Origin of the sequence: Pantoea sp. Ft-CA_14 (genome assembly GCF_024520875.1) — a bacterium.
GTDB classification, from domain to species: Bacteria; Pseudomonadota; Gammaproteobacteria; order Enterobacterales; family Enterobacteriaceae; genus Pantoea; species Pantoea agglomerans.
Genome location: NZ_JALNPM010000002.1, coordinates 243,303 through 268,378, shown reverse-complemented (window position 1 = coordinate 268,378; position 25,076 = coordinate 243,303). Strand labels below are relative to the sequence as shown.

General features: G+C 55.6%; 28 protein-coding genes and 1 other annotated feature. Of the genes, 15 read left to right on the top strand and 13 right to left on the bottom strand.

The features are described 5' to 3' along the window. Window positions 1-243 precede the first annotated feature (243 nt). The 6 genes from NR195_RS04505 (at window position 244) to spy (ending at window position 7,132) form a co-directional block, all read left to right on the top strand. The gene (locus NR195_RS04505; protein ID WP_010245746.1) at window positions 244-1,464 is read left to right on the top strand and encodes an aspartate aminotransferase family protein; all 1,221 of its coding nucleotides are present in this window, start codon (window positions 244-246) and stop codon (window positions 1,462-1,464) included. Continuing rightward, window positions 1,461-2,492, top strand: coding sequence for an arginine N-succinyltransferase (astA, locus tag NR195_RS04500; RefSeq protein WP_256844163.1), 1,032 nt, complete (start codon window positions 1,461-1,463; stop codon window positions 2,490-2,492). Before NR195_RS04505 ends, astA begins: the two co-directional genes overlap by 4 nt. Beyond that, window positions 2,489-3,958: a succinylglutamate-semialdehyde dehydrogenase gene (astD, locus tag NR195_RS04495; protein WP_256844162.1), complete on the top strand. Its 1,470-nt coding sequence runs from the start codon at window positions 2,489-2,491 to the stop codon at window positions 3,956-3,958. Before astA ends, astD begins: the two co-directional genes overlap by 4 nt. Continuing rightward, the gene (astB, locus tag NR195_RS04490) at window positions 3,955-5,283 is read left to right on the top strand and encodes an N-succinylarginine dihydrolase (protein ID WP_256844161.1); all 1,329 of its coding nucleotides are present in this window, start codon (window positions 3,955-3,957) and stop codon (window positions 5,281-5,283) included. Before astD ends, astB begins: the two co-directional genes overlap by 4 nt. Window positions 5,284-5,333: 50 nt before the next feature. Next, entirely contained in the window at window positions 5,334-6,329 is a 996-nt protein-coding gene (gene astE, locus NR195_RS04485; RefSeq protein WP_022625762.1) for a succinylglutamate desuccinylase, read from the top strand. 308 nt (window positions 6,330-6,637) lie between these two features. After that, window positions 6,638-7,132: an ATP-independent periplasmic protein-refolding chaperone Spy gene (spy, locus tag NR195_RS04480; RefSeq protein ID WP_010245731.1), complete on the top strand. Its 495-nt coding sequence runs from the start codon at window positions 6,638-6,640 to the stop codon at window positions 7,130-7,132. Between the two features lie 73 nt (window positions 7,133-7,205). Here the strand turns inward: spy and cho are convergent, their stop codons facing one another. The 5 genes from cho to NR195_RS04455 all read right to left on the bottom strand — a co-directional run bounded on the left by cho (window position 7,206) and on the right by NR195_RS04455 (window position 11,483). After that, window positions 7,206-8,066 (bottom strand): excinuclease Cho, encoded by an 861-nt coding sequence (gene cho, locus NR195_RS04475; RefSeq protein ID WP_010245728.1) that lies wholly within the window; start codon window positions 8,064-8,066, stop codon window positions 7,206-7,208. Between the two features lie 67 nt (window positions 8,067-8,133). Beyond that, complete coding sequence (gene yddG, locus NR195_RS04470) at window positions 8,134-9,024, bottom strand: aromatic amino acid DMT transporter YddG (protein ID WP_256844160.1); 891 nt, start codon at window positions 9,022-9,024, stop codon at window positions 8,134-8,136. Between the two features lie 60 nt (window positions 9,025-9,084). Continuing rightward, window positions 9,085-9,909 carry an ammonia-dependent NAD(+) synthetase gene (gene nadE, locus NR195_RS04465; protein WP_010670018.1) on the bottom strand — a complete coding sequence of 275 codons (825 nt, stop codon included), beginning with the start codon at window positions 9,907-9,909 and terminating at the stop codon, window positions 9,085-9,087. Window positions 9,910-10,027: 118 nt separating this feature from the next. Next, entirely contained in the window at window positions 10,028-11,230 is a 1,203-nt protein-coding gene (locus NR195_RS04460) for a multidrug effflux MFS transporter (RefSeq protein ID WP_033757466.1), read from the bottom strand. 46 nt (window positions 11,231-11,276) lie between these two features. Then, the gene (locus NR195_RS04455) at window positions 11,277-11,483 is read right to left on the bottom strand and encodes a hypothetical protein (RefSeq protein ID WP_182499979.1); all 207 of its coding nucleotides are present in this window, start codon (window positions 11,481-11,483) and stop codon (window positions 11,277-11,279) included. A 49-nt stretch (window positions 11,484-11,532) separates the two neighbouring features. Here NR195_RS04455 and osmE point away from each other — a divergent pair, with 49 nt between their 5' ends. Beyond that, complete coding sequence (gene osmE / locus NR195_RS04450) at window positions 11,533-11,868, top strand: osmotically-inducible lipoprotein OsmE (protein WP_010245718.1); 336 nt, start codon at window positions 11,533-11,535, stop codon at window positions 11,866-11,868. Between the two features lie 66 nt (window positions 11,869-11,934). Here the strand turns inward: osmE and NR195_RS04445 are convergent, their stop codons facing one another. The 6 genes from NR195_RS04445 to hxpB form a co-directional block, all read right to left on the bottom strand. Further along, window positions 11,935-12,327 carry a DUF6515 family protein gene (locus tag NR195_RS04445; RefSeq protein WP_033757987.1) on the bottom strand — a complete coding sequence of 131 codons (393 nt, stop codon included), beginning with the start codon at window positions 12,325-12,327 and terminating at the stop codon, window positions 11,935-11,937. 188 nt (window positions 12,328-12,515) lie between these two features. Further along, window positions 12,516-13,907: an L-cystine transporter gene (locus NR195_RS04440; RefSeq protein ID WP_010245712.1), complete on the bottom strand. Its 1,392-nt coding sequence runs from the start codon at window positions 13,905-13,907 to the stop codon at window positions 12,516-12,518. A 151-nt stretch (window positions 13,908-14,058) separates the two neighbouring features. Further along, window positions 14,059-14,649, bottom strand: a complete 591-nt coding sequence (locus NR195_RS04435) for a metal-dependent hydrolase (protein WP_010245708.1) — start codon at window positions 14,647-14,649, stop codon at window positions 14,059-14,061. A 140-nt stretch (window positions 14,650-14,789) separates the two neighbouring features. After that, on the bottom strand, window positions 14,790-15,551 hold the full coding sequence (gene kduD / locus NR195_RS04430) for a 2-dehydro-3-deoxy-D-gluconate 5-dehydrogenase KduD (RefSeq protein ID WP_010245706.1): 762 nt from the start codon (window positions 15,549-15,551) through the stop codon (window positions 14,790-14,792). Between the two features lie 16 nt (window positions 15,552-15,567). After that, entirely contained in the window at window positions 15,568-16,404 is an 837-nt protein-coding gene (kduI, locus tag NR195_RS04425) for a 5-dehydro-4-deoxy-D-glucuronate isomerase (protein WP_256844159.1), read from the bottom strand. Between the two features lie 174 nt (window positions 16,405-16,578). Beyond that, window positions 16,579-17,247, bottom strand: a complete 669-nt coding sequence (gene hxpB / locus NR195_RS04420) for a hexitol phosphatase HxpB (RefSeq protein WP_122458630.1) — start codon at window positions 17,245-17,247, stop codon at window positions 16,579-16,581. Window positions 17,248-17,393: 146 nt separating this feature from the next. Here hxpB and NR195_RS04415 point away from each other — a divergent pair, with 146 nt between their 5' ends. Beyond that, the gene (locus NR195_RS04415; protein ID WP_010245694.1) at window positions 17,394-17,930 is read left to right on the top strand and encodes a YniB family protein; all 537 of its coding nucleotides are present in this window, start codon (window positions 17,394-17,396) and stop codon (window positions 17,928-17,930) included. 12 nt (window positions 17,931-17,942) lie between these two features. On the opposite strand, the gene NR195_RS04410 is transcribed toward NR195_RS04415, so the two are convergent. Further along, complete coding sequence (locus NR195_RS04410; RefSeq protein ID WP_061704019.1) at window positions 17,943-18,836, bottom strand: fructosamine kinase family protein; 894 nt, start codon at window positions 18,834-18,836, stop codon at window positions 17,943-17,945. Between the two features lie 78 nt (window positions 18,837-18,914). After that, on the bottom strand, window positions 18,915-19,232 hold the full coding sequence (gene ghoS, locus NR195_RS04405) for a type V toxin-antitoxin system endoribonuclease antitoxin GhoS (protein WP_256844158.1): 318 nt from the start codon (window positions 19,230-19,232) through the stop codon (window positions 18,915-18,917). 350 nt (window positions 19,233-19,582) lie between these two features. On the opposite strand from ghoS, the gene NR195_RS04400 reads away from it, so the two are divergent. The 7 genes from NR195_RS04400 to pheS all read left to right on the top strand — a co-directional run bounded on the left by NR195_RS04400 (window position 19,583) and on the right by pheS (window position 25,068). Then, a complete protein-coding gene (locus tag NR195_RS04400) occupies window positions 19,583-20,344 on the top strand; it encodes a YdiY family protein (protein ID WP_031590484.1) in 762 nt (253 codons plus the stop codon). A 246-nt stretch (window positions 20,345-20,590) separates the two neighbouring features. Beyond that, window positions 20,591-22,519 (top strand): threonine--tRNA ligase, encoded by a 1,929-nt coding sequence (gene thrS / locus NR195_RS04395; RefSeq protein ID WP_010245687.1) that lies wholly within the window; start codon window positions 20,591-20,593, stop codon window positions 22,517-22,519. Window positions 22,520-22,522: 3 nt separating this feature from the next. Next, window positions 22,523-23,074 (top strand): translation initiation factor IF-3, encoded by a 552-nt coding sequence (gene infC / locus NR195_RS04390; RefSeq protein ID WP_029519030.1) that lies wholly within the window; start codon window positions 22,523-22,525, stop codon window positions 23,072-23,074. Between the two features lie 99 nt (window positions 23,075-23,173). Further along, window positions 23,174-23,371 carry a 50S ribosomal protein L35 gene (rpmI, locus tag NR195_RS04385; RefSeq protein WP_010245683.1) on the top strand — a complete coding sequence of 66 codons (198 nt, stop codon included), beginning with the start codon at window positions 23,174-23,176 and terminating at the stop codon, window positions 23,369-23,371. Window positions 23,372-23,413: 42 nt separating this feature from the next. Then, window positions 23,414-23,770: a 50S ribosomal protein L20 gene (gene rplT / locus NR195_RS04380; RefSeq protein WP_003853267.1), complete on the top strand. Its 357-nt coding sequence runs from the start codon at window positions 23,414-23,416 to the stop codon at window positions 23,768-23,770. 117 nt (window positions 23,771-23,887) lie between these two features. Continuing rightward, window positions 23,888-24,013, top strand: a sequence feature (Phe leader region). Next, on the top strand, window positions 23,893-23,937 hold the full coding sequence (gene pheM / locus NR195_RS04375; protein ID WP_106120997.1) for a pheST operon leader peptide PheM: 45 nt from the start codon (window positions 23,893-23,895) through the stop codon (window positions 23,935-23,937). It overlaps the preceding feature by 45 nt. 71 nt (window positions 24,014-24,084) lie before the next feature. Next, complete coding sequence (pheS, locus tag NR195_RS04370; RefSeq protein ID WP_010245680.1) at window positions 24,085-25,068, top strand: phenylalanine--tRNA ligase subunit alpha; 984 nt, start codon at window positions 24,085-24,087, stop codon at window positions 25,066-25,068. The last annotated feature ends 8 nt before the right edge of the window (window positions 25,069-25,076 follow it).

Below are 25,076 nucleotides of genomic sequence, written 5' to 3'. Positions count from 1 at the left end.
AATTCTGCTGTTTAAAACCCGGTTCTGGCGCTGCAATCAGACAACTATTCACTATATATGCAAATTAAGTGAATATTGTCAGCATCTAACTCATTGATATTACGTCGTGAAGACCATTTTATGCATTAATTCTCTGGCTGGCACGTTAACTGCACTCTACAGTAGGGCTGCACTACAACATCTTTTAACAATTTTAAAACATAAGCTTTACCCGGCCGGTAAAGTAAAGCAGGAGAGTGGGTTATGGCACTGCACGTTTCACGTCACGATTTCGATCAATGGATGATGCCGGTTTATGCGCCTGCGACTTTTATACCGGTTCGCGCGGAAGGCTCCACCGTCTGGGATCAAAACGGCAAAGATTATATCGACTTCGCCGGTGGCATCGCCGTCAATGCGTTAGGGCATGCGCATCCGGCATTACAACAGGCGCTGCAGGAACAGGCCGCACGTTTATGGCACACCGGTAATGGCTACACCAACGAACCGATCCTGCGGCTGGCGAAGCAGTTGATCGATGCCACCTTCGCTGACCGGGTGTTCTTCTGTAACTCCGGGGCGGAGGCGAACGAAGCGGCGCTGAAACTGGCGCGCAAGGTGGCACATGATCGTGTGGGTCCGCATAAAAGTGGCATCGTGGCGTTTAAGAATGCATTTCATGGCCGCACCCTGTTTACGGTAACAGCCGGTGGTCAGCCCGCTTACTCAAAAGATTTTGCGCCGCTGCCGCCAGAGATCCAGCATGCCCCGTTTAACGATCTGGCGGCGGCGGCTGAACTGATTAATGACCATACCTGCGCAGTCATTGTTGAACCGATTCAGGGTGAAGGTGGCGTGCTGCCTGCCGATCCGGCGTTTCTGCGTGGATTGCGTGAGCTCTGTGATAAGCATCAGGCTTTGCTGATTTTTGATGAAGTGCAGAGTGGCGTTGGCCGTACCGGTTCGCTTTATGCCTACATGCATTATGGCGTCACCCCGGATGTGCTCACCAGCGCCAAAGCGCTGGGCGGCGGCTTCCCGATTGGTGCGATGCTGACGCGCGAAGATCTGGCGCTGGTGATGGGCGTTGGCACCCACGGCACCACCTATGGCGGCAATCCGCTGGCGGGCGCAGTGGCAGGTAAAGTCATGGAGCTGATCAATCAGCCTGAACTGATGGCGGGTGTAACAGAACGTCACCAGTGGATTGTGGCGGCACTGGATGAGATCAACCAGCGTCTGCACCTGTTCAAAGAAGTGCGCGGTCTTGGCCTGCTGATTGGCGCGGTGCTCAGCGACGATTTTGCTGGTAAAGCCAAAGCGATCAACCTTGCCGCCGCGGAAATGGGCGTCATGGTGCTGATTGCGGGTGCCAATGTGGTGCGTTTTGCCCCGGCGCTGAATATCAGTGAGCAGGAAGTGAAGCTGGGCATGGCCCGCTTTGCCGAAGTGTGTGAAAGCCTGGTGCGAGGGTCAACATCATGATGGTAATCCGTCCGGTTGAACGCGATGACTTAAGCCAGCTGATGGCGCTGGCGGGCAAAACCGGTGGCGGACTGACCTCGTTGCCGGTTGATAGCGCGACGCTTCAGGCGCGTATCGATCGATCGCTGCAGACCTGGGAGGATTCTCTGCCACGTGCCGAACAGGGCTATGTCTTTGTGCTGACCGACAGCGAAGATAACCGCGCCGTCGGTATCTGCGCTATTGAGGTGGCGGTGGGTCTGCAGGATCCCTGGTACAACTTTCGCGTCGGTACCCAGGTGCACGCCTCAAAAGAGCTGAATGTTTATGCCGCGCTGCCTACCCTGTCGCTGAGTAACGACCATACCGGCAGCAGTGAGCTCTGCACGCTGTTTCTCGATCCCGATTACCGTGATGGCAAAAACGGCTATCTGCTGTCGAAGTCACGCTTCCTGTTTATGGCCAGTTTCCGTGAACGTTTCACCAACCGGGTGGTGGCCGAGATGCGTGGCGTCAGCGATGAGCAGGGCCATTCGCCGTTCTGGGAGAGCGTCGGCAGTCGCTTCTTCTCTATGGAATTCAGCAAAGCGGATTTCCTTAGTGGCACCGGACAGAAATCGTTTATCGCTGAACTGATGCCGAAACATCCGCTCTACATCGACTACCTGACACCGGAAGCGCAGGCGGTGATTGGACAGGTCCATCCGCAAACCGCGCCTGCGCGGGCTGTACTGGAAGCAGAGGGCTTCCGCTACCTCAATTATGTCGACATTTTTGATGGCGGCCCGACGCTGGAGTGCGATATCGATCATATCCGCGCCGTGCGTAAAAGCCGTCTGCGCAGCGCAGAACGGGGCGAAAACCCGGCTGATGCACCGCTCTGTCTGGTTGCCAATAGCGATTATCGCCAGTTCCGTGTAGCGCTGATTCCGGCAAAGGCTGACAGCGACAGCGTGCAACTCACGGATGAACAGATGCGGGCGCTCCATTGCCAGCCGGGCGACAGCCTGCGCGTGGTGACGCTCTGCAAAGAGGAGAAAACAGCATGACACATCTGATAAATGGACAATGGCTGGACGGTGAAGCTGAGATTCTGACGAAAGCGGATCCGGTCAGCGGCGAGACGTTATGGCAGGGTCACGCGGCATCAGCCGCTCAGGTCACCGCAGCCTGCGAGGCGGCGCGCGACGCATTTCCAGCCTGGGCCAGACGCCCGCTGGCGGAACGGCAGGCGATCGTCGAGAAATTTGCCGCCGGGCTTGAGGCGCATAAAACGGCGCTGGCGGAAACCATTGCCCGTGAAACCGGCAAGCCGCGCTGGGAAGCGCTGACCGAAGTGGGCGCGATGATCAACAAAATCGGCTTTTCGGTGAAGGCATACCATAGCCGCACCGGTGAGCAGCATGAAGGCGAAAGCTCCCTGCGCCACCGCCCGCATGGGGTGCTGGCGGTGTTTGGTCCCTATAACTTCCCGGGACATCTGCCAAACGGCCATATCGTTCCGGCGCTGCTGGCGGGCAACTGTGTGGTATTTAAACCCAGCGAACTGACGCCGCTGACCGCCGAAAAAACCGTTGAGCTCTGGCTGGCTGCGGGCCTGCCTGCCGGCGTGCTGGCACTGTTACAGGGCGGACGTGAGACTGGTCAGGCGCTGGCCAACTGTCAGCAGATTGATGGCCTGCTGTTTACCGGCAGCGCCCATACCGGCTATCAGCTGCATCGCCAGTTTGCCGGTCAGCCTGAAAAGATGCTGGCGCTGGAGATGGGCGGTAACAATGCCCTGATTGTTGAAGATCCGGCGGACACTGATGCGGCTGTCAACATCACGTTGCAGTCAGCCTTTATTACCGCCGGTCAGCGCTGCACCTGCGCGCGGCGTCTGCTGGTCAAACGCGGCGATGCAGGGGATGCGTTTCTGCAGAGGCTGGTGGAGGTGGCGGGGCGACTGCAACCCGCCGCCTGGAATACTGAACCGCAGCCGTTTATGGGCAGCGTGATCTCCACCGGCGCAGCAGAGAAAATTATGAGTGAGTGGCAACGGCGGGTTGAGGCGGGCGGCGAGGTGCTGCTGGAAATGCGCTGGCCGGATCGCCACAGTGCCATCCTGACGCCAGGTATTATCGATTTAACCGGCGTGCAGGGCATTCCGGATGAAGAGGTCTTTGGTCCGCTGTTAGGCGTAGTCCGCTATGAGACATTTGAAGAGGCGATAGCGCTGGCTAACCAGACCCGTTATGGCCTGTCGTGCGGATTAATCTCGCCTTCACGCCAGCAGTTTGATCAGCTGCTGCTTGAAGCGCGTGCCGGTATCGTCAACTGGAACAAACCGCTGACCGGCGCAGCCAGTACCGCACCGTTTGGCGGCATTGGTGCCTCGGGCAACCATCGCGCCAGCGCCTGGTATGCGGCGGACTACTGTGCCTGGCCGATGGCCTCGCTGGAAACGCCTGACCTGACGCTGCCCGCCACGCTGTCGCCGGGCCTCGATTTCTCCACCCAGGAGACGACGTCATGAAGGCAACCGAGGCCAACTTTGATGGGCTGGTGGGGTTAACACACCACTATGCCGGGCTGTCGTTTGGCAACGAAGCCTCGACCCGCAATCAGCTGCAGCCGTCGAATCCCCGTCAGGCGGCAAAGCAGGGGTTGCTCAAGATGAAAGCGCTGGCCGATATGGGCTACGTTCAGGGGGTGATCCCGCCGCATGAGCGGCCCAATATTGCGGCGCTGCGCCAGCTCGGCTTTGGTGGCAGCGATGAGCAGGTGCTGGCTGCGGCCGGCAAAACTGCGCCGGGATTACTCTCCGCCGTCAGTTCAGCCTCGGCGATGTGGGTCGCCAATGCTGCCACGGTCTCGCCGTCAGCGGACAGCCTTGATGGCCGGGTTCACCTGACGGTGGCGAACCTTAACAACAAATTCCACCGTGCGATAGAAGCGCCGGAAACGGCCTGGCTGCTGCGTTCCATCTTCCGCGACGATCGCCATTTTGCGGTGCATGATGCTTTGCCGCAGGTGGCGATGTTTGGCGATGAAGGGGCGGCGAACCATAACCGGCTGGGCGGCGCTTATGGTGAGCGCGGCGTGCAGCTGTTTGTCTATGGCCGCGACAGCAGCCATGAGGGCAAAACCCCGCAGCGCTATCCGGCACGTCAGACCCGGGAAGCCAGCGAGGCGGTCGCCCGTCTGCATCAGCTCTCACCGGAAAGCGTGCTGTATGCGCAGCAGAATCCTGCGGTGATCGATCAGGGCGTGTTCCATAACGATGTGATTGCGGTAAGTAATCAGCAGATGCTCTTCTGTCACCAGCACGCCTTTGTTAATCAGCCTGAACTGCTGGCGCAGCTTCGGTCGCGCGTTCCCGGTTTTGTGGCACTGGAAGTGCCGGAAAATCGGGTGTCAGTCAAAGATGCGGTGGAGACCTATCTGTTTAACAGTCAGTTGCTGAGCCGTCCCGATGGCACCATGATGCTGGTGCTGCCGGAGGAGTCACGTCAGCATCCGGGTGTCTGGCGCTATCTCTGTGAACAGGTTGAGGCTGACACGCCACTCAAAGCCCTGAAGGTGTTTGATCTGCGCGAAAGCATGTATAACGGGGGTGGTCCAGCCTGCCTGCGTTTGCGGGTGGTGCTGACACCACAGGAGCAGCAGGCAGTGAATCCGGCGGTGCTGATGAACGATCGGCTCTTCAGCACGCTGAATAACTGGGTTGACCGTCATTACCGCGATCGCCTGACCCAGGCCGATCTGGTCGACCCAGAATTGCTGCGTGAGGGACGCGACGCGCTGGATGAACTGACGAAGCTGCTAGACTTAGGAAATGTATATGCATTTCAGCAGTGAAGGAGGGGGCAGCACAGTCTGCCGCCTGCTCAGGGCGAAAAGGAGGAACGATGCAGGACTTTTTACAGCAAACGCTCTCCGGCGAGGTGCCGCGTAAGCGTAGTGGTGAAACGGCGCATCTTCGCTGGCAATGGTTGTATCACGGCATACTGTTGATGGAGCCGACGGTGCCGGTTAAACAGGCGCTGGTGCTCTCTGCCGGGATCCACGGCAATGAAACGGCCCCGGTAGAAATGGTGAACCAGCTGGTTAATCCGCTGCTGCGGGGCGAAAAGCCGTTACAGCAGCGCATGCTGGTGATTCTGGGTAATCCCTCAGCGCTACGCGCCGGTAAGCGCTATGTGCGTTATGACATTAACCGGCTGTTTGGCGGACGCTGGCAGCAGATTGATGATGGTGATGAGGCCCGCCGCGTGCTGCGGCTGGAGCAGGCGCTGGAGACCTTCTGGCAGCTGGGCGAGTGCGATGAAACGCGCTGGCATCTCGACATGCACACGGCTATTCGTGGCTCTTATCATCCTCAGTTTGGCGTGATGCCGCACAATGAACGCCCCTGGCCGCCCGCGTTTCTTGACTGGCTGGCCGCTGCCGGGCTGGAAGCGCTGGTGTTCCATCGCTCGCCGGGCGGCACCTTTACCCACTTCAGCTGCGAGCACTTCGGTGCGGCCAGCTGTACCCTGGAGCTGGGCAAAGCGCTGCCGTTTGGCGAAAACGATCTCAGTCAGTTCAGTGCGGCACAGCAGGCGCTGGCGTCTTTACTCTATGGCGAAGCGCTGCCTGCGGCGGCGGTTAGACCGCGTCACTATCGGGTCGCGCAGCAGATCACCCGACTGAGTGAGCACTTTACGCTGCATATGTCGCCGGAAACGCTGAACTTTACCGCGTTTCCACAGGGGACGTTGCTGGCGGAAGATGGTAGCACCCGCTATTACGTGCAGCAGGCGCGGGAGTATGTGCTGTTCCCTAACCCTAACGTGGCCGCCGGGCTGCGTGCCGGACTGATGCTGATTGAAGAGAGCGAACAGACTCAGGCGCTGCCGGTCTGATAGCGGTTGTTAACAGCGCAGACCCTCGGCGCTAAAAAACCGACAGGAAAAGTGGAAGATCGGCTTCCGCTTTCCTGTCGTAACCCTTACACTCCTCCATGATTTCTGCCAAATTCGCTTTAAATTCATAAACATTTTCAATTCCTCACGCCTTTCTTCTTATTCTCTTCATGATTGCCCGATTTTTATCTTTTATGCTTTCACGGCTTTACTCAGGCTCTGAGTAGTTGACGTTCAGCGTCGTATGCTTGTTTCCGAAGACGCGACAGAGTGCTGTCGTCATTATCATGAATTATAAGGACACTATTATGCGCAAACTGACTTCCCTTTTACTGGCTTCCTCGCTGGCGTTTGGTGCAGCCAGCGCCGTCCATGCAGCCGCTGACAACCTGACTCCACCGCCAGCAGGCAGCGAAAAAGCAATGCACAAGCCGCCAATGCGCCACGGCATGGAGATGATGTTTAAAGGTCTGAACCTGACCGACGCGCAGAAAACTCAGATGCGCGACATCATGAAAGAGAGCCACAAAGATATGAAACGCCCGTCACTGGACGAGCGTCGTGCGGCCCACAGCATTATTGCCTCTGACAGCTTCGACCAGAGCAAAGCAGAAGCACAGGCAGAGAAGATGTCCGCCAATGCCAAAGAGCATGCGCTGAAGATGCTGGAAACCCAGAACAAGCTCTATAACGTGCTGACGCCGGAGCAGAAAAAACAGTACAACGCTAACTTTGAAAAGCGTCTGACTGAGAAAGGCCCGCACGAGGGCAAAATGGCACCGCCAGCAGAACCGGCTGAATAACACTCGTTAAGCGAACGGTCTGAGACCGCCGGCGCTGTCCACTGAAGGTGAGTGGGCAGCGTCGGCGGTTTTTTTATAGCGGCAAAATAGGGTAGGCACCTGACAGAATCGGGCGGCAGAGGATTTTGTAGCCGTCGTGATCAAAACCGCCTTTGGGCCGCTGCAGTTTTCTGGCCTCATCCATGCTGCTGACCGAACCGAGATAGAACCAGTGGTCGATAACGTGGATCTGCGTCATCTCTTTGCCTTCCTCCACCAGCCCCACGGCACCCTGCCATGGCCAGCAGAACACCCGCACGTTTTCCAGCGCCTCCAGCAGTCGATCCTGATGATCGCTGACCGGCTCTTTTCCACAGCAGGCCCCGGCGCAACGGCGCAGTGCCGAGCGGAAGCAGCCTCGCCCCGCACTCAGCGCTTCCAGACCCAGCAGGCCATGACAGAGCTGATACTCATCCGCGAGCTGCTTGAGCCGTTCCAGCGCGGCGAAGCGACTGCGATAGAGCCCAAACAGGTTGGGGGACTGGCTGAAATCGAGGTCTTTTGCGTAGACCACATTCGGTTTGCCGTCGGTAATCTGCAATGAACAGAGCTGCCGGTTTTTGCGCAGTCGCTTATTGAACAGCGGCTGCTGGGTTTTGATCATCTGCGCTTCCAGCAGCAGCGCGCCGAGGTCGCCCGCGGTAGGGATCCAGCTTACACGCCGCGACTGGCGCAGCATTTTCGCCTCATCCGGGGTGCGGAAATGGGACATCACCCGCGAACGCAGATTCACACTTTTACCGATATAGAGCGGCAGCGACTCACTTTCGCCATGAAAGGTATAGACGCCAGGATGATTTGGCAGGCCTTCCAGCCACTCACGCAGGTGTTCGGGATATTGATAAATTGCATTCGCGTCGGGTTCGGGGCGAAGTATGGCAGAACGTCTGACCAAGATGGACTCCATTTACTGGTTGTCCATACAGCATAACAGGCAGGTGAAATGATCGCCAGCCGTCTGGTTACAGAGACCGTGTTGCCCGCCAGCAGATTAGCGAGCCGAGCGTGATCATCGCCACGCCCTGCCAGAAGGCCACCGGCGGCGTCAGGCCCAGCCACAGCGATCCCAGCAGGGCCGACAGCACCGGCGTAAAATAGGAGGCGGTGGCCAGCAGCGTCAGATTGCCCTGCTGAATTCCGTGATTCCAGGCGGAATAGGCGATGGCGGTGGACAGCCCGACAAACAGCACCTCCAGCAGCGGCACCAGCGTAAAGGTCATCGGCACAGTGTGATCGCTGAAGGCATATTTCAGCCACAGCGCCAGGGCGGTCATTATAAAAAACAGCGTGACGCCATTGGAACCACGGGCAAAGCGGCGGGTGAGATTGTTGTAGAGCGCCCAGGTCAGGGCGGCGATAAAGGCCAGTGCATAGGCGACCGGGTTGCGCAGCATATTCTGCCACAACAGCGCCGGCGATCCGCTGCCGCTGCCTTTCATTACCCAGACGATCCCCAGCAGCGACAGCAGCAGTCCTGGCCACAGCCAGACACGGAAACGCTGCTGATTAAATGGGATCGCCAGCACGATGGTCAGACAGGGCCAGAGATAGTTAATCATCCCCAGCTCCAGCGACTGGCTGCGATCGCTGGCCAGCCCGATGGCCAGCGCCAGACAGATTTCATAGCCGACAAAGAGTACGCCCCCCAGCCACAGGTAGATGGCGGGCATTGCGCCAGGTCTGGGCAGGCCCCGGGTCAGGCAAAGGAGACACGCCGTAGTGGTGTAAATCAGCGCCGCGCCGCCGGTGGCGCCAAAGGCTTCACTGACGCTGCGCAGCAGGCCAACGGTCGTACTCCAGAGCAGAATGGCGACAAGCCCGATGAGGGTCGCGCGCGAAACGGTGGCAGGCATGCAGCGATCAACAAAGTCAGTGAGAGAAGCCTCCCTTGCCGCGGCAAGGGAGGGGCAGGATTACTTCCAGAAATCGTCGAATACCGTGATCGGCGGACGACGTTTGTGCTCGGTTTTCTGATACCAGCCTTCGATAATGCGGGCGCTGTCAGGATTGATGCTTTTGCCTTCCAGGTAGTCATCAATCATCTCATAGGTGACGCCCAGCGCCACTTCATCCTGCAGGCCTGGACGATCATCTTCCAGATCGGCAGTCGGTTTCTTCAGATAGAGATGCTCCGGGCAGCCAAGGTGTTTCAGCAACTGCTTGCCCTGACGCTTGTTCAGGCGGAACAGGGGATTGATGTCCGTGCCGCCATCGCCATACTTGGTGAAGAAACCGGTCACGGCTTCAGCCGCGTGATCGGTGCCGACCACCACGCCTTTGGTCATGCCGGCGATGCTGTATTGCGCTTTCATCCGCTCACGGGCTTTTTCATTGCCGCGGACAAAATCGGAAAGCGTAATACCCGCCTCTTTCAGCGCGCGCTCACTGGCCAGCACCGACTCTTTGATGTTTACCACCAGCGAACGGTCGGGTTTGATAAAGGCCAGCGCGTCCTGACAATCCTGCTCATCCGCCTGCACACCATAGGGCAGACGCACGGCAATAAAGGTGTAGTCGTTATCACCGCTCTCCTGACGCAGTTCGGTGATCGCCCGCTGCGCCAGCGCGCCCGCCAGGGTTGAATCCTGACCGCCGCTGATCCCCAGCACCAGCGTTTTCAGGCCGCTGTGGCGTTTCAGGTAGGCTTTAAGAAAATCGATGCTGACGCGCACTTCCTGGTCGGCGTCGATAGTGGGCTTCACACCCAGGGCTTCAATAATTTCCTGCTGCAGTGACATGAACTTCTCCTCAGGTCAGTGGCCTGTCGGCTCGATGCGAACGTTTTATTAAAGCTAACGTGCCTTAGCGAAAACAACAAGCCAAAGCGGTAACTGATTGCCGTGAAACGTTGCGAAATCAGTGAGTTTTTACCTGCGGCAGCGGTTTTTTCGCCAGCACGGTAAACATCAGAATCGCCGTCATAAAGCAGCCAAAAATGGTGGCGCACATGCTCAGCACCGAGGTGCCGCCGATGCCGGTGATCGGCACGGTAATCGCACCCAGCGTGAACATCGTAACGCCTATCACTGCAGAGGCGCTACCAGCGCGATGGCCCTGACTCTGCATCGCCAGGGACGAGGCGGTGGTAGCGATAACGCCGTTGCTGGCAATGGTAAAGAACAGTGCCACCAGCAGTAGCGCTAACGGGGCATGCAGCAGCGCGGCCAGCAGCAGCAGGCTGGAGGCGACAAAGGCCAGCGTCAGTCCGCCTTTCAGCACCCGATATTCGCCCCACAATGGACAGAGGCGGGCGCTGGTCTGTGAAGCAATCACCAGGCCAAACCCGTTGGCCGCAAAGCAGAAGCTAAAGGCCTGGGGCGAAAGACCATAGAGTTGTTGCAGCACGAACGGCGAGGCACCGATGTAGGCGAACATGCCGGACATCATAAATCCCTGGGTCAGGCAGAAGCCCATGAAGGGGCGATGGGTAATCACCTGACCCAATGCCGCGTAGGCGGAGAATATTGATCCTTTACTGCGGCGTGCCTCAGGCAGGGTTTCATGCAGCTTCCAGCGCGCCAGCAGGATCAGCAAAATGGCAATGCCGCCCAGCACCATGAAGATGCCGCGCCAGTTTAAAATCGTCATCAGCACGCCGCCTAATACCGGTGCACCGATCGGTGCCAGACCGTTGACCAGCATCAGCAGAGCGAAGAATCGCGTCAGCTCATGGCCGCTGTACATATCGCGTGCAATCGCCCGTGACAGCACCGCGCCGCCCGCACCCGCTAATCCTTCGAACAGCCGCGCCAGCAGCAGCTGGTTAATATCCTGCGCCAGCGCACAGCCCATCGAGGCGATAAATAGCAACACCAGTGACAGGGTCAGCGGGCGCAGGCGGCCGAACTTATCGCTCATCGGGCCAAAGAGCAGCTGGCCAAAGCCGAGACCTAACAGGCCAGCGGTCAGACTCAGCTGCGCGGTAGCGGTTTCAGTGTGCAGGTCCTGGGCCATTTGTGGCAGTGCAGGCAAATAGAGGTCGATGCAGAGCGGGCCCAGTGCGGCCAGCAGGCCCAGCGTAATGGCATAAACCAGACGATTGGAGTGTACAGGGGTCATTTATCCTCGGGATTGTCAGCGATGGGGTAAACAGAAAGCGGGTAAGTCAGTGAAAAACAGCGTCCGGTAACGTGACATTTACGCCGATCTGCGACTGCGCGGATGACGGTGTGGTCTCTGAAAACGGGGCGCTATCGGGTACCTGTTTTGCCGGGCAGTATACGTCTGCGTTGACAGCAAAACAGCCTTCTTTACGAAATCCTGACATTTGGCAGGCCACTAATTGTTCGTCATAAACTTGATAAATCAGCATTTATGTTCCAGGCTTGTTTCCACATGGACAATAAATGAGGAACAACAAGATGAATAAAGTGATGGGATGTATCGCTGCGGCGCTGACACTGGCTGCACTGTCTGGTTGTACGACTTACGATCGTGCGGAAAGCTACGTGACTAAGCCAGTGGTAAAGGATGTTAAAAAGGGTATGACCCGTGATCAGGTTCGTCAGATCGCCGGTACGCCTTCGACTGAAATCACCATGGTTCACGCGCGCGGCACCTGCCAGACTTATGTACTGGGTCAGCGCGACGGTAAAGCTCAGACTTACTTCGTGAGCTATAACGACACCGGCCGTGTCATGAACTACGGCTTCCAGAGCTGTGCGGAATATGACACCGATCCGCAGGTTCAGCAGTAACTCTTAGCACCCCTGAATAGCAAACGGCCCGTCATTATGACGGGCCGTTTTTCGTTGTGGCACTGACTACAAACCTGCCGGACGCGGCACCTCAACATAATCGCCATCTATCTGCCGCTGGTAGAAGTGGCCAGCCTGCACATAGAAGCGTTTGCCGTTAAAGTCGAGTACCCGCATTTCACTGCTGACCCGCGACTCTGCAGGCGGCTCTGCCACCACATACTCATCGCCGTGGCGCTGATAATAATTGCCGTTGAGCAGATAGTAAGTCAGTCCGCCTATCAGCACCGCGGTTGCGGCTTCAGGCAAAAAGCGCACCGGCCCGGGTCCGCCCCAGTGTGGCCCGTGGCCGCCATGGCGATCCCATCCACCCGGCGGGCCCCAGTCGCCAGGATGAGCGAAAGCCAGAGCGGGTGTCAAAAGCGTCAGCGTCAGAAGCGAGGCGATTATCTTTTTCATCAGGTGTTCTCCTCATAAGACTGGATGCAGAATTCGCTTTTTACCCGGCAAAGACAAGCACTAAAGCGGCGATTTTTCGCCTGTTTACCATGCTTAACGCTTTCTTAACGGCGTTGCCATTAATGGGGGAGATTATGGAGAAGAAGGGCGGGAATAACCTGGCGCGGGCGCGCCAGGTTCAAAGCAGATTAGCGGTGCGCCAGTTCGGCGTTGTCGTCGCTTTCCAGGACGCGCTTATCGGTCATACCTAACCAGCGACTGGTGAGAGAACCGGCGGTCATGGAACCGTTGACGTTCAGGGCTGTACGACCCATATCGATCAGCGGCTCAATGGAGATCAGCAGCGCCACCAGGGTGACCGGCAGGCCCATCGCAGGCAGGACAATCAGTGCCGCGAAGGTTGCACCACCGCCGACACCGGCAACGCCTGCTGAGCTCAGCGTCACGATCCCGACCAGCGTCGCAATCCACAGTGGGTCAAACGGGTTGATCCCGACGGTTGGCGCAACCATCACTGCCAGCATAGTTGGATAGAGACCGGCACAGCCGTTCTGGCCGATAGTGGCACCAAAAGAGGCCGCGAAGCTGGCAATCGACTCAGGCACGCCAAGACGACGGGTCTGGGTTTCCACGCTCAGCGGAATGCTGGCTGCGCTGGAGCGGCTGGTAAAGGCGAAGGTAATAACCGGCCACACTTTACGGAAGAAGCGCATCGGGTTGATACCATTTACCGACAGCAGCAGGGCGTGGACACCAAACATGATGGCCAGACCGAGGTAAGAGGCGACCACAAAGCTGCCCAGCTTGATGATGTCCTGCAGGTTAGAACCGGCAACCACTTTGGTCATCAGCGCCAGCACACCATAAGGTGTCAGCTTCATCACTAAACGCACCAGCTTCATGACCCAGGACTGCAGCGTATCGATCGCGACCAGCACGCGCTGACCTTTAACTTCATCATCTTTCAGCAACTGCAGTGCAGCTACACCCAGGAAGGCGGCGAAGATAACGACGCTGATAATCGAGGTCGGACTGGCTCCGGTCAGATCGGCAAACGGGTTTTTCGGGATAAAGGAGAGCACCAGTTGCGGCACGGTCAGGTCAGCCACTTTGCCGACATAGTTGCTCTGAATCGCACTGAGACGCGCAGTCTCCTGCACGCCCTGAACCAGACCTTCTGCGCTCAGGCCAAACAGGCCGGTCACAAAGACGCCGACCAGCGCCGAGATCGCGGTGGTAAACAGCAGTACGCCAATCGTCAGTACGCTGATTTTCCCCAGCGACGAGGCGTTATGCAGACGGGCGACCGCACTCAGAATGGAAACGAACACCAGCGGCATTACGACCATCTGCAGCAACTGGACATAGCCATTACCGACGATGTTAAACCAGCTGATAGACTCTTTGACCACTGCGCTGTTTTCGCCGTAGATCAACTGCAAAACCAGGCCGAACAGTACGCCGATTACCAGACCGGTCAGCACTTTTTTCGACAGGCTCCAGTTCTGACGGCTGAAGCGAGAGAGCAATACCAGCAGCACCACAAAGGCTACGATATTAAGCGTAAGAGGAAGGTCCATACTGAAACTCCAGAGTAATGCGGCCTTTCGCTCTGGAAAGGCCGCATAATGTTAATCACGAATTAAGACAGCAGGAATGGTAACAGCAGGCGAAGAGGGTGCCTTATATCCAAATGGCATGGTTTATAACTTAAAGGTGTTTTGTGCTGATTTATTGTGCAGTATGACTGGAAATCAACCGTCCGACGCCATTTTGTAGCGTATCGAACAGCTGTGACGGCCAGCCGTTTGCACCAAAAGATGGCATGCCCACCGGAAACCAGAGCGCATATCCCACCAGTCCCAGGCACAATGCCCGCTCAAGCTGGTTGCCTTTCTGGCTGCGCAGAATCGGCAGCCGGAAACGCCAGCGGCAGGGCCACAGCAGCGGAACCCCGGCAGGCGTCAGCATATCGGCCACAATATGGCTAAGGTAGCCCAGCGTCAGACCCTGCAGGACATCAGGCGGTATCGGCGACGACTGGGGCAGGTTTATCTGAAAAAGCCATAAACCGGCGGCTATCGCCAGCAAACTGTGGGTAAAGCCGCGATGGCCGAACGCGCGCGCAATAGGATGAGAGAGCCAGCGCAGTCGCTGTCCCAGCAGAGATTTAGGGTGATCGATATCGGGCAACAGACATGTCAGCAGGGCTGAGGGAACAAGATGCCACCAGTCGGCCTGCGCCAGCACCGGTGTCAGCTCAGCACGCTTCGCAAAGATAGCGCTGGCAATGGCAAAAATGATGTGGCCTTCGCCCGTCATGATAGAACCTGGTTGCAAAGAAAACTGTCGATGCATCCAGTATAGGGATTTATCCAGTAAATGAGAACATGTGACGCTGTAACGAAGCATGAATATTATTAACAAGGCGGACAGCGATGAAACACTGTCCGCCAGTAAGATTAACGCGCCAGCCAGCCGCCATCCACCGCCAGGGTGTAGCCATTCACGTAGTCAGATGCGGAAGAGGCCAGGAAAACTACCGGGCCCATCATGTCATCCGGCACGCCCCAGCGGCCTGCCGGAATACGCCCCAGAATCTCTTCACTGCGCGACTCATCATTACGAAGCTGTTCCGTATTGTTGGTGGCCATGTAACCGGGAGCGATGGCATTGACGTTAATGCCATGTTTTGCCCACTCGTTCGCCATCAGACGGGTCAGTCCCATCACGGCACTTTTCGACGCCGTATAAGAGGGTACCCGGATACCGCCCTGGAAGGAGAGCATGGAGGCGATATTGATGATCTTGCCGCCATTACCCTGCGCGATAAACTGACGGGCAACCTGCTGCGACAGGAAAAACAGGCTCTTGCTGTTAAGATTCATCACGTCATCCCAGTCCTGCTCGCTGAAATTCAGTGCGTCCTCACGGCGGATAATGCCGGCATTGTTGACCAGAATGTCAATTTTACCGGCAGCGGCCAGCGCCTGTTCAACCACTGAGGCCACCACGCTGGTCTGCATCAGATCGGCCTGCACCGGCCAGAACCGGCGACCCAGCGCCTCCACTTTACTTTGGGTATCATCCGGGCCATCACGGTTAACGCCGACGATATCACAACCCGCCTGGGCCAGACCCAGCGCCATACCTTGCCCTAAACCGGTATTACAGCCGGTCACCAGCGCGACTTTACCTTCCAGGTTAAACGTACTCAGTACCATGGTATTTCTCCTCTGCTCAGCGCAGTTCACTGATTTTGACGTGGTCCATGTCATCAAAGACCTGATTCTCACCCACCATGCCCCAGATAAAGGTGTAACGCTGGGTGCCGACACCGGCGTGAATTGACCAGCTGGGTGAGATCACCGCCTGCTCGTTGTGTACCAGCAGATGGCGGGTTTGCTGCGGTTGCCCCATCATGTGGAAGACGGCGCACTCTTCGCTCATATCGAAGTAGAAATAGACTTCCATGCGGCGTTCGTGGGTGTGGCAGGGCATGGTGTTCCACAGGCTGCCTTCATCCAGTTTGGTTAAGCCCATGGTGAGCTGACAGGTGGGCAACACATCCGGCACGATAAATTTGTTAATGGTGCGGCGATTGGATGTCGCGGCATCACCCAGCGTCGCGGTGGCGGCTTCCTGCAGCGTGATTTTCTTGTCCGGGAAGGTGCTGTGTGCTGGCGCACTGTTGTAATAGAATTTGGCCGGCTGCGCAGGGTTCAGGCTGCGGAACTGCAGGTTGCGCGCACCTTTGCCGATGTAAAGTGCCTCTTCGTGACCGATTTCCCACGCTTTACCGTCAACTTCTACCAGACCCGGGCCGCCAATATTGATCATGCCCAGCTCGCGGCGTTCAAGAAAATAAGCGACGCCCAGCTGTTTTCCCATCTCATCACCGATAGTGACCGGATTATTCACCGGCATGACGCCGCCAATAATGATGCGGTCGATATGGCTGTAGGTCAGGGTGTAATCATCGGCAGTAAATATCTTCTCAATCAGGAACTCGCGGCGCAGTGCTTCAGTGTCGAGTTTCTTAGCGTGATCGCTGTGAATGCTTTGACGAACGTCCATCTCAGGCCTCTCTGCAGGTCAGGTTATTCATGCCCCAAACGGGGACGCTTTTGGCATCTTAGGCAGAGCGGGATGGGAATTCAATAAAAATGAAACGTTGTTTTATTTTTTGCGGGTCAGATCAAGTGACAGGTGCAACAGGCAATAAAAAGCCCGCCATAAGCGGGCTGGATATTATCCCTGCAGATGCTGCTGGCTAAGCTGGGTCAGATTGTCCAGCCGGACATCCGCCAGCGTCCAGCGGGGATCGTCACGGTGTTCGGCGGCGGGCACCACAATCGATCGCATACGCGCTGCTTTGGTGGCGATCATGCCGTTAAACGAATCTTCGAGCGTGACGCAGTTGAGCGGATCGATTGCCAGGCTGGCGGCGGCGTTGAGATAGACCTGCGGATGGGGCTTGCTGTAGGGCAGCGCTTCTGCTGAAGCCAGCACATCGAAATAAGGGCGCAGATTGAAGATCTCCAGCACTTGTTCCAGCATCTTTAGCGGTGATGCGGAGGCAAGGCCGATTTTCAGCCCCTGTTCCCGGCACAGTTGCAGCGCCGTTTCCACGCCCGGCAGCAGTGGCCGCGTCTGATCCACCAGCGTCATGGCGCGCGTAATAATCCGCTCAGTGACCTCCTGCTGAGAGGGGCCATGCCACGGCAGCGTTTCGTACCACATCCGTACAGTCTGATCGATGCGCAGACCCAGGGTATCGGGCATTTCACTGCGACGTGACAGGTCAACATCCAGCGTTGAAAAGATATCCAGCTCAGCCTGATCCCACAGAGGTTCAGAATCGATCAGTAAGCCATCCATATCAAACAGGGCAGCAAGGACAGGGCGGTGATAAGGCATCAGGGGGTCTCCTTTTAAAGTCAGCTTTACCTTAACATCATTCTTTGCTGGCGCACGCTCTGCCCGACAGGCCACGCTTTATTTGGGAAATTTCACCGTTGGCAGGTAAACTGACGGCAAATTGGATTCCGGGTTCAGGAGATATTATGACCTATCAACAGGCTGGCCGTATCGCCATCCTCAAGCGAGTGGCAGGCTGGGTGCTCTTTTTAGTGGCGCTGCTGTCGACCATTATTTCTGTATTGAGCTTTATGTTTAAGCATAGCGAAAAGCAGCCAGGCATTGATGCCGTCATGCTCGATTTCGTCCACGTCATCGTCGACATGCTGCGCTTTAACACGCCATTCCTGAATGTCTTCTGGCATAACTCGCCGGTACCGGAATTTAACGGTCAGATGAACCTGGGTTTCTGGCTAATCTACATTCTGATTTTTGTCGGGCTGGCGCTGGAGTCGTCAGGCGCGCGGATGGGACGTCAGGCGCGTCACGTCAAAGAAGGCATTGAGGATCAGATGATTCTGGAGCAGGCAAAAGGCAGTGAAGGGCGTAGCCGTCAGCAACTGGAAGAGAAGGTGCGCGTACCTCGCCACACCATCTTCCTGCAGATCTTCCCGCTCTATGTCCTGCCGGTGGTGATTGCGATAGCCGGTTATTTTGCGCTGTCGCTGCTGGGCTTTATCTGACCGCGAGCTTTGTCAGGCCGGTCTGGCCTGACTGGCGCCCAGCGCATCCTCATCCAGCAACTGGCCAATGGCGAACTGTGCATCGCCTGGCCAGTGCCCGCCAAAGACGTTAGCCCGGTTGAGCAGATAGTAGAGCTGGTAGACCGGCAGACGCTGCGAAAAACCATCCGGTAGCGGCCACACCGCCTGATAACCGTCGTAAATCTGGCGAGGCAGGTCAGGGTACCAGCTCAGCATGGCTAAATCGCACTCACGGTCGCCCCAGTAGCAGGCAGGGTCGAACAGCCAGGGGCCACTCTCACTGCTGGCGCAGTTAGCCGGCCAGAGATCGCCATGCAGCAGCGACGGCTGCGGATGATGTGATGCGAGCACCCGCTGCACGCAGGCAACGATCAGCTCTGTATCCCCGTACTGAATTCCCTTTTCTGCCGCCAGTTGCAGCTGCCAGCCAATGCGCTGTTCAGCAAAAAAAACCGACCAGCGGCGCAGCCAGCTGTTGGGTTGGGGCGTCGTGGTGATGTTATTGTCGAAATCGAGGCCGAACTGCGTCTGCTCGCTCCACTGATGCAGATGCGCCAGTTGCTGACCGAGCTGATATGCACTCTGCTCATCAAGCGGCTGTGGCCTGATATATTCCAGCAGCAGAAAGCTCTCCTCGCGATGATGACCCACACCATAGACTTTAGGCACCCGAACCGTGCCGGTGCGCGCCAGCAAATCCAACTGGTCTGCTTCCCAGGTAAAGAGCGACAGCATATCGCGGCTGTTACTTTTGACGAAGACGTCGTGATCACCGTAGCGGATCTGCCAGGTGGGATGGATATCACCCCCCGCGAGGGCGTGACGGTGAGTGATTTCGGCGTTGCCTAACTGCTCGCTTAACAGACGACTAATGGCTGACCACATTGGGCTATCCTCGTTATTCGCTGCGTAAGTTCGATTGTATTGCGTAAATATTCACCAAAAACCGCGCAATTGCACCCTTTATTCTGGCCCTGAGGTGGCAGGGCGATGATCGGCAGCATCGCGCAGATACTCTTCGAAGGTCGTGACGGTCACCTCGGGTTCCTGACCCAGCGCGCTTTCACCGGCCGCAGTGACCTGCTGCCGCAGCTCCTCAGCCTCCAGCGTGCTGACGATGCCATAGCTGTTCGTACCGAGTTCATGCGGATGGCCGTCGTCATCTGTCATCGTGGTCGTGAAACCTGCGGCGGTCATTGCGCTGGTCAGCTCCAGGATGTCACTTAAGCCCGACTCCTGATAGTGAAAGGTCACGATATAGCGGGTTAAGGTGTTACTCATGAGGCACCTCCGGGGAAGGAAAACTGAACTGAGCGTAGACCATGGTGAAAAATCAGGCGAATTATGAAGGAGATGCTGCGTGTGTGACGTGATGCATAGCGTAAATTCGTGTCAGGAGCCAGCAGCATAACGTAAAAATCTTCTGCCGTTGCGTCTGGCTTTTCGTTTGGGCAGCACTATAATGCGCGACGTTAATAAGATGAGTCCCAATTAACAGGGGTTGTCAGGGCGATTCCAGGCATTTTGTGTAAGTTAATAATTTTTTACAAAACTTACCGTAAATTGCATTGAATGCCCGGCAAAACGCTTCAGACTCTCCGTTTTTTAAACAGTCGCACGGATCACATTTAATGAAAGCCTATAACAAGCTGTCTGCTGTTCTTTTGCTCTCCGCCGGAGCTTTTTGTCACCAGGCAATGGCCGATAACGCCGTATTTACGTCAATGGATGACCCTTCAACAGCTAAAAAGCCGTTTGAAGGTTCTGCTGCTGCGGGATATCTGGCGCAAACCGGTAACACCACCAGTTCATCAATGACGGCTCAGACCAATATGACCTGGTATCAGTCATCTATGGCTTACAGCTTGTGGGGTAACGCAGCCAACACCTCGTCAAATGATGAGCGCTCTTCTGAAACTTACAACATCGGTGGTCGTTCACGTTACAACCTCAACTCGTATGACTACCTGTTTGGACAGGCGAGCTGGTTAAGCGATCGTTTCAATGGTTACGATTCACGCGACGTGCTGACAGCCGGTTACGGTCGTCAGATTCTGAATGGACCGGTGCACTCGCTGCGTGCGGAATTGGGTCCGGGTGTACGTTATGACGATTATCACGCGGGTGGTCATCAGACCAAAGCGCTGGGCTATGGCGCAGTCAGCTATCAGTGGCAGCTGACCGACACCACTAAATTTATTCAGGGCGTGTCAGTGCTGAGCAGCTTTGGAGAAGACACCACGGTGAACTCCGAAACCGGTCTGCAGGTGGCGATCAACAGCCACTTCGCGCTGAAGCTGGCTTACAACGTCAGCTGGAACAACAATCCGCCGGAATCGGCACCTGATCGTACCGATACCAAAACCTCAATCATGCTCTCTTACGCAATGTAAGCGCATTTTTGCAGCAGCATTCACAGCGGCCTGACAGTGTGTCAGGCCGCTTTTTTTTGATTTCTCCAGGGCTTAGCGAAAAAGGCATGGGTTTTTCTCGCCGGGGAAAACTGCTATCATCAGCCCCGCACTGAAATCCTGGCGACATTCCGACAATGTGGGTCTGATATCACGCCAGGTCACTAATTTTACATTACGTTGCATGTAGGCTTTCGTGTGGCTTACCACTGCAAATAAGGATATGAAATGCCTGTAATTACGCTTCCTGATGGCAGCCAGCGCGTGTTTGACCGCCCTGTCAGTGTGATGGATATTGCGCTGGACATCGGTCCTGGTCTGGCGAAAGCCTGTATCGCTGGCCGTGTTAACGGTGAACTGGTTGATGCTGTTGATCCCATCACTGAAGATGCCGCCGTAGCGATCATTACCGCTAAAGATGAAGCGGGTCTGGAAATCATCCGTCACTCCTGTGCGCACCTGTTAGGGCATGCGATTAAACAGCTGTGGCCGGATACCAAAATGGCGATTGGCCCGGTCATTGATAACGGCTTCTATTATGATGTCGACATCGATCGTACCCTGACCCAGGAAGATATCGACCTGCTGGAAAAACGCATGCATCAGTTGGCTGAAACCAACTACGATGTGGTGAAAAAGAAGGTCAGCTGGCAGGAAGCTCGCGACGTCTTTGCGGCGCGCGGCGAAATTTACAAGACCACCATTCTTGATGAAAACATCAGCCATGACGATAAGCCTGGCCTGTATCATCACGAAGAATATGTCGACATGTGCCGCGGTCCGCACGTGCCGAACATGCGGTTCTGCCATCATTTTAAACTGCAGAAGATCTCCGGTGCCTACTGGCGCGGCGACAGCAACAACAAAATGCTGCAGCGTATTTATGGCACCGCATGGGCAGACAAAAAGCAGCTGGCAGCCTATCTGCAGCGTCTGGAAGAGGCGGCGAAGCGTGACCATCGTAAGATTGGTAAGCAGCTGGATCTCTACCACATGCAGGAAGAAGCACCAGGCATGGTCTTCTGGCATAATGACGGCTGGACCATCTTCCGCGAGCTGGAAGTGTTTGTCCGCAGCAAGTTAAAAGAGTACCAGTATCAGGAAGTTAAAGGTCCATTTATGATGGATCGCGTCCTGTGGGAAAAAACCGGGCACTGGGAAAACTATAAAGAAGCAATGTTCACCACCTCATCTGAGAACCGTGAATATTGCATCAAACCGATGAACTGTCCTGGGCATGTTCAGATCTTTAATCAGGGTCTGAAATCCTACCGTGACCTGCCGCTGCGTATGGCAGAGTTCGGCAGCTGTCACCGTAATGAACCCTCAGGCGCACTGCACGGCCTGATGCGTGTTCGTGGCTTTACCCAGGATGATGCACACGTCTTCTGTACTGAAGAGCAGGTGCGTGACGAAGTGAACAGCTGTATCCGCATGGTTTATGACATGTACAGCACCTTCGGTTTTGAAAAGATTGTGGTGAAGTTATCCACCCGTCCTGAGAAGCGCATCGGTACGGATGAGATGTGGGATCGTGCCGAGGAAGATCTGGCTGCGGCGCTGAACGAAAACAATATTGAGTTTGAGTTCCAGCCAGGCGAAGGCGCGTTCTACGGTCCTAAAATTGAGTTTACTTTGTACGATTGTCTTGATCGCGCCTGGCAGTGCGGAACAGTTCAGCTAGACTTCTCCCTGCCAAAACGCCTTGAAGCAACCTACGTGGGTGAAAACAATGATCGTCAGACGCCAGTGATGATTCACCGTGCGATTCTGGGGTCAATGGAGCGTTTCATCGGTATTCTGACCGAAGAATTCGCCGGTTTCTTCCCAACCTGGCTGGCACCGCTGCAAGTCGTGGTAATGAATATTACCGACGGACAAGCAGAATATGTTGAGTCTTTGACGCGTAAGCTGCAGAATGCTGGCATTCGTGTGAAGGCAGACTTGAGAAATGAGAAGATAGGCTTTAAAATCCGCGAGCACACATTACGTCGCGTCCCTTATATGTTGGTCTGCGGTGATAAAGAGGTGGAATCTGGCAAAGTTGCCGTTCGCACCCGCCGTGGTAAAGACCTTGGGTCGATGGATGTCGATGTGTTTGTTGAGAAACTTCAACAAGAGATTCGCAGCCGAAATCTTCAACAATTGGAGGAATAAAGTATTAAAGGCGGAAAACGAGTACTACCGACGCGTCCGAACAAAATCAACAGTGAAATCCGCGCAACTGAAGTGCGCTTAACAGGCATGGATGGCGAGCCGATTGGCATTGTCACATTACGCGAAGCTTTGGAAAAAGCCGAGGAAGCGGGCGGCGACTTAGTCGAAATCAGCCCGAATGCCGAACCGCCGGTCTGCCGCATCATGGATTACGGCAAGTTCCTCTATGAAAAAAGCAAATCTTCTAAGGAACAGAAGAAGAAGCAAAAAGTTATTCAGGTTAAGGAAATCAAATTCCGTCCTGGAACCGATGATGGCGACTATCAGGTCAAACTACGCAACCTGATTCGCTTTCTGGAAGAAGGCGATAAAGCCAAAATCACGCTGCGTTTCCGCGGTCGTGAGATGGCGCACCAGCAGATCGGTATGGAAGTGCTTAACCGCGTCCGTAAAGACCTGTGTGAAGATCTGGATTTGGCCATTGTCGAATCCTTCCCTTCGAAGATCGAAGGCCGCCAGATGATCATGGTGCTCGCTCCTAAGAAGAAACAGTAGGCTTTCAAGTAACACTAACCGCGCAGCGTTCGCGCTGTGCGGTTAACTGTTCGCCTGTCTGGGTCATGTTATTAACAATGCGAAGTGGATATTTTTAAAATGCCAAAGATTAAAACTGTACGTGGTGCGGCTAAGCGTTTCCGCAAGACCGCTTCTGGCGGCTTCAAGCGTAAACACGCAAACCTGCGTCATATTCTGACCAAAAAATCTACTAAGCGTAAACGTCACCTGCGCCCTAAAGGCATGGTGTCAAAAGGCGATCTGGGTCTGGTAATTGCCTGCCTGCCGTACGCATAAGTAATTTTTTCATTAAATCAGAATATTAAACAGGAGAGCTAAATGGCTCGTGTAAAACGTGGTGTAGTTGCTCGCGCACGTCACAAAAAAATCTTAAAACAAGCTAAAGGCTATTACGGTGCACGTTCACGTGTTTACCGCGTTGCCTTCCAGGCTGTTATCAAAGCTGGTCAGTATGCTTACCGTGACCGTCGTCAACGTAAGCGTCAGTTCCGTCAGCTGTGGATCGCGCGTATCAACGCAGCGGCTCGTCAGAACGGCATGTCTTACAGCCGTTTCATCAATGGTCTGAAAAAAGCAGCCATTGAGATTGACCGTAAGATCCTGGCCGACATCGCGGTATTCGATAAAGTGGCATTCTCTGCACTGGTCGAAAAAGCGAAATCAGCCCTGGCGTAAGTCAGATGGAAAAGGGAGCTTGCTCCCTTTTTTATTGCCTGTAACTTATGCAAAAGATTGACATTTTCGTCGCTGAGCATTTCAATAGACCCCCTGTATCGCATGACAAGGTAACCGCAAGCATGAACGCTGCTATTTTCCGTTTCTTTTTTTACTTTAGCGCCTGACATCCAGGGGCTTTTGCGCATAAGAAAAGAAACGAAAAATCGCGCTAAAAGCCTCCCTCGTGGAGGCTTTTTTGTTTCTGGCGCTAGCATATTGGACCGGCAGGTCCCAACGAGAACTGACCAGCCTGACTGGAAAAAGAGGAAACTATGTCCCAACTCGCAGAACTGGTGGCCAGCGCCACGGCGGCCATCGACGGGGCGACGGATATCGCCGCCCTTGACGCGGTGCGCGTCGAATACCTGGGTAAGAAAGGACATCTGACACTGCAGATGACTACGTTACGCGAGCTGCCAGCCGAAGAGCGCCCGGCAGCGGGTGCGGTAATCAATGAAGCGAAGCAGCAGGTGACTGAGCGTCTGAATGCGCGCAAAGATGCCCTGGAAGCTGCGGTGCTGAATGCCCGTCTGGCTGAAGAGACCATTGATGTCTCTCTGCCTGGTCGTCGCATTGAGAATGGCGGCCTGCATCCGGTGACCCGCACCATGGATCGCATTGAGACCTTCTTTGGTGAGTTAGGCTTTGGCGTCGTAACCGGTCCAGAAATTGAAGATGATTATCATAACTTCGATGCGCTGAATATTCCTGCCCATCACCCGGCCCGTGCCGATCACGACACCTTCTGGTTTGACGCCACGCGCCTGCTGCGTACCCAGACGTCCGGCGTGCAGATCCGTACCATGAAGGCTCAGCAGCCGCCGATTCGCATTATTGCGCCGGGCCGCGTCTACCGTAACGATTACGATCAGACCCATACCCCGATGTTCCATCAGATGGAAGGGCTGATTGTGGATAAAAATATCAGCTTTACCAACCTGAAAGGCACGCTGCACGATTTCCTGAACAACTTCTTCGAAGAAGATCTGCAGATTCGTTTCCGTCCTTCCTATTTCCCGTTTACTGAGCCATCAGCAGAAGTAGACGTCATGGGTAAAAACGGCAAGTGGCTGGAAGTGCTGGGTTGCGGCATGGTTCACCCTAACGTGCTGCGTAATGTCGGCATCGATCCGGAAGTCTACTCCGGTTTCGCCTTTGGTATGGGCATGGAGCGTCTGACCATGTTGCGCTACGGCGTGACCGATCTGCGTGCCTTCTTTGAAAATGATTTACGTTTCCTCAAACAATTTAAGTAAGGGCAGGA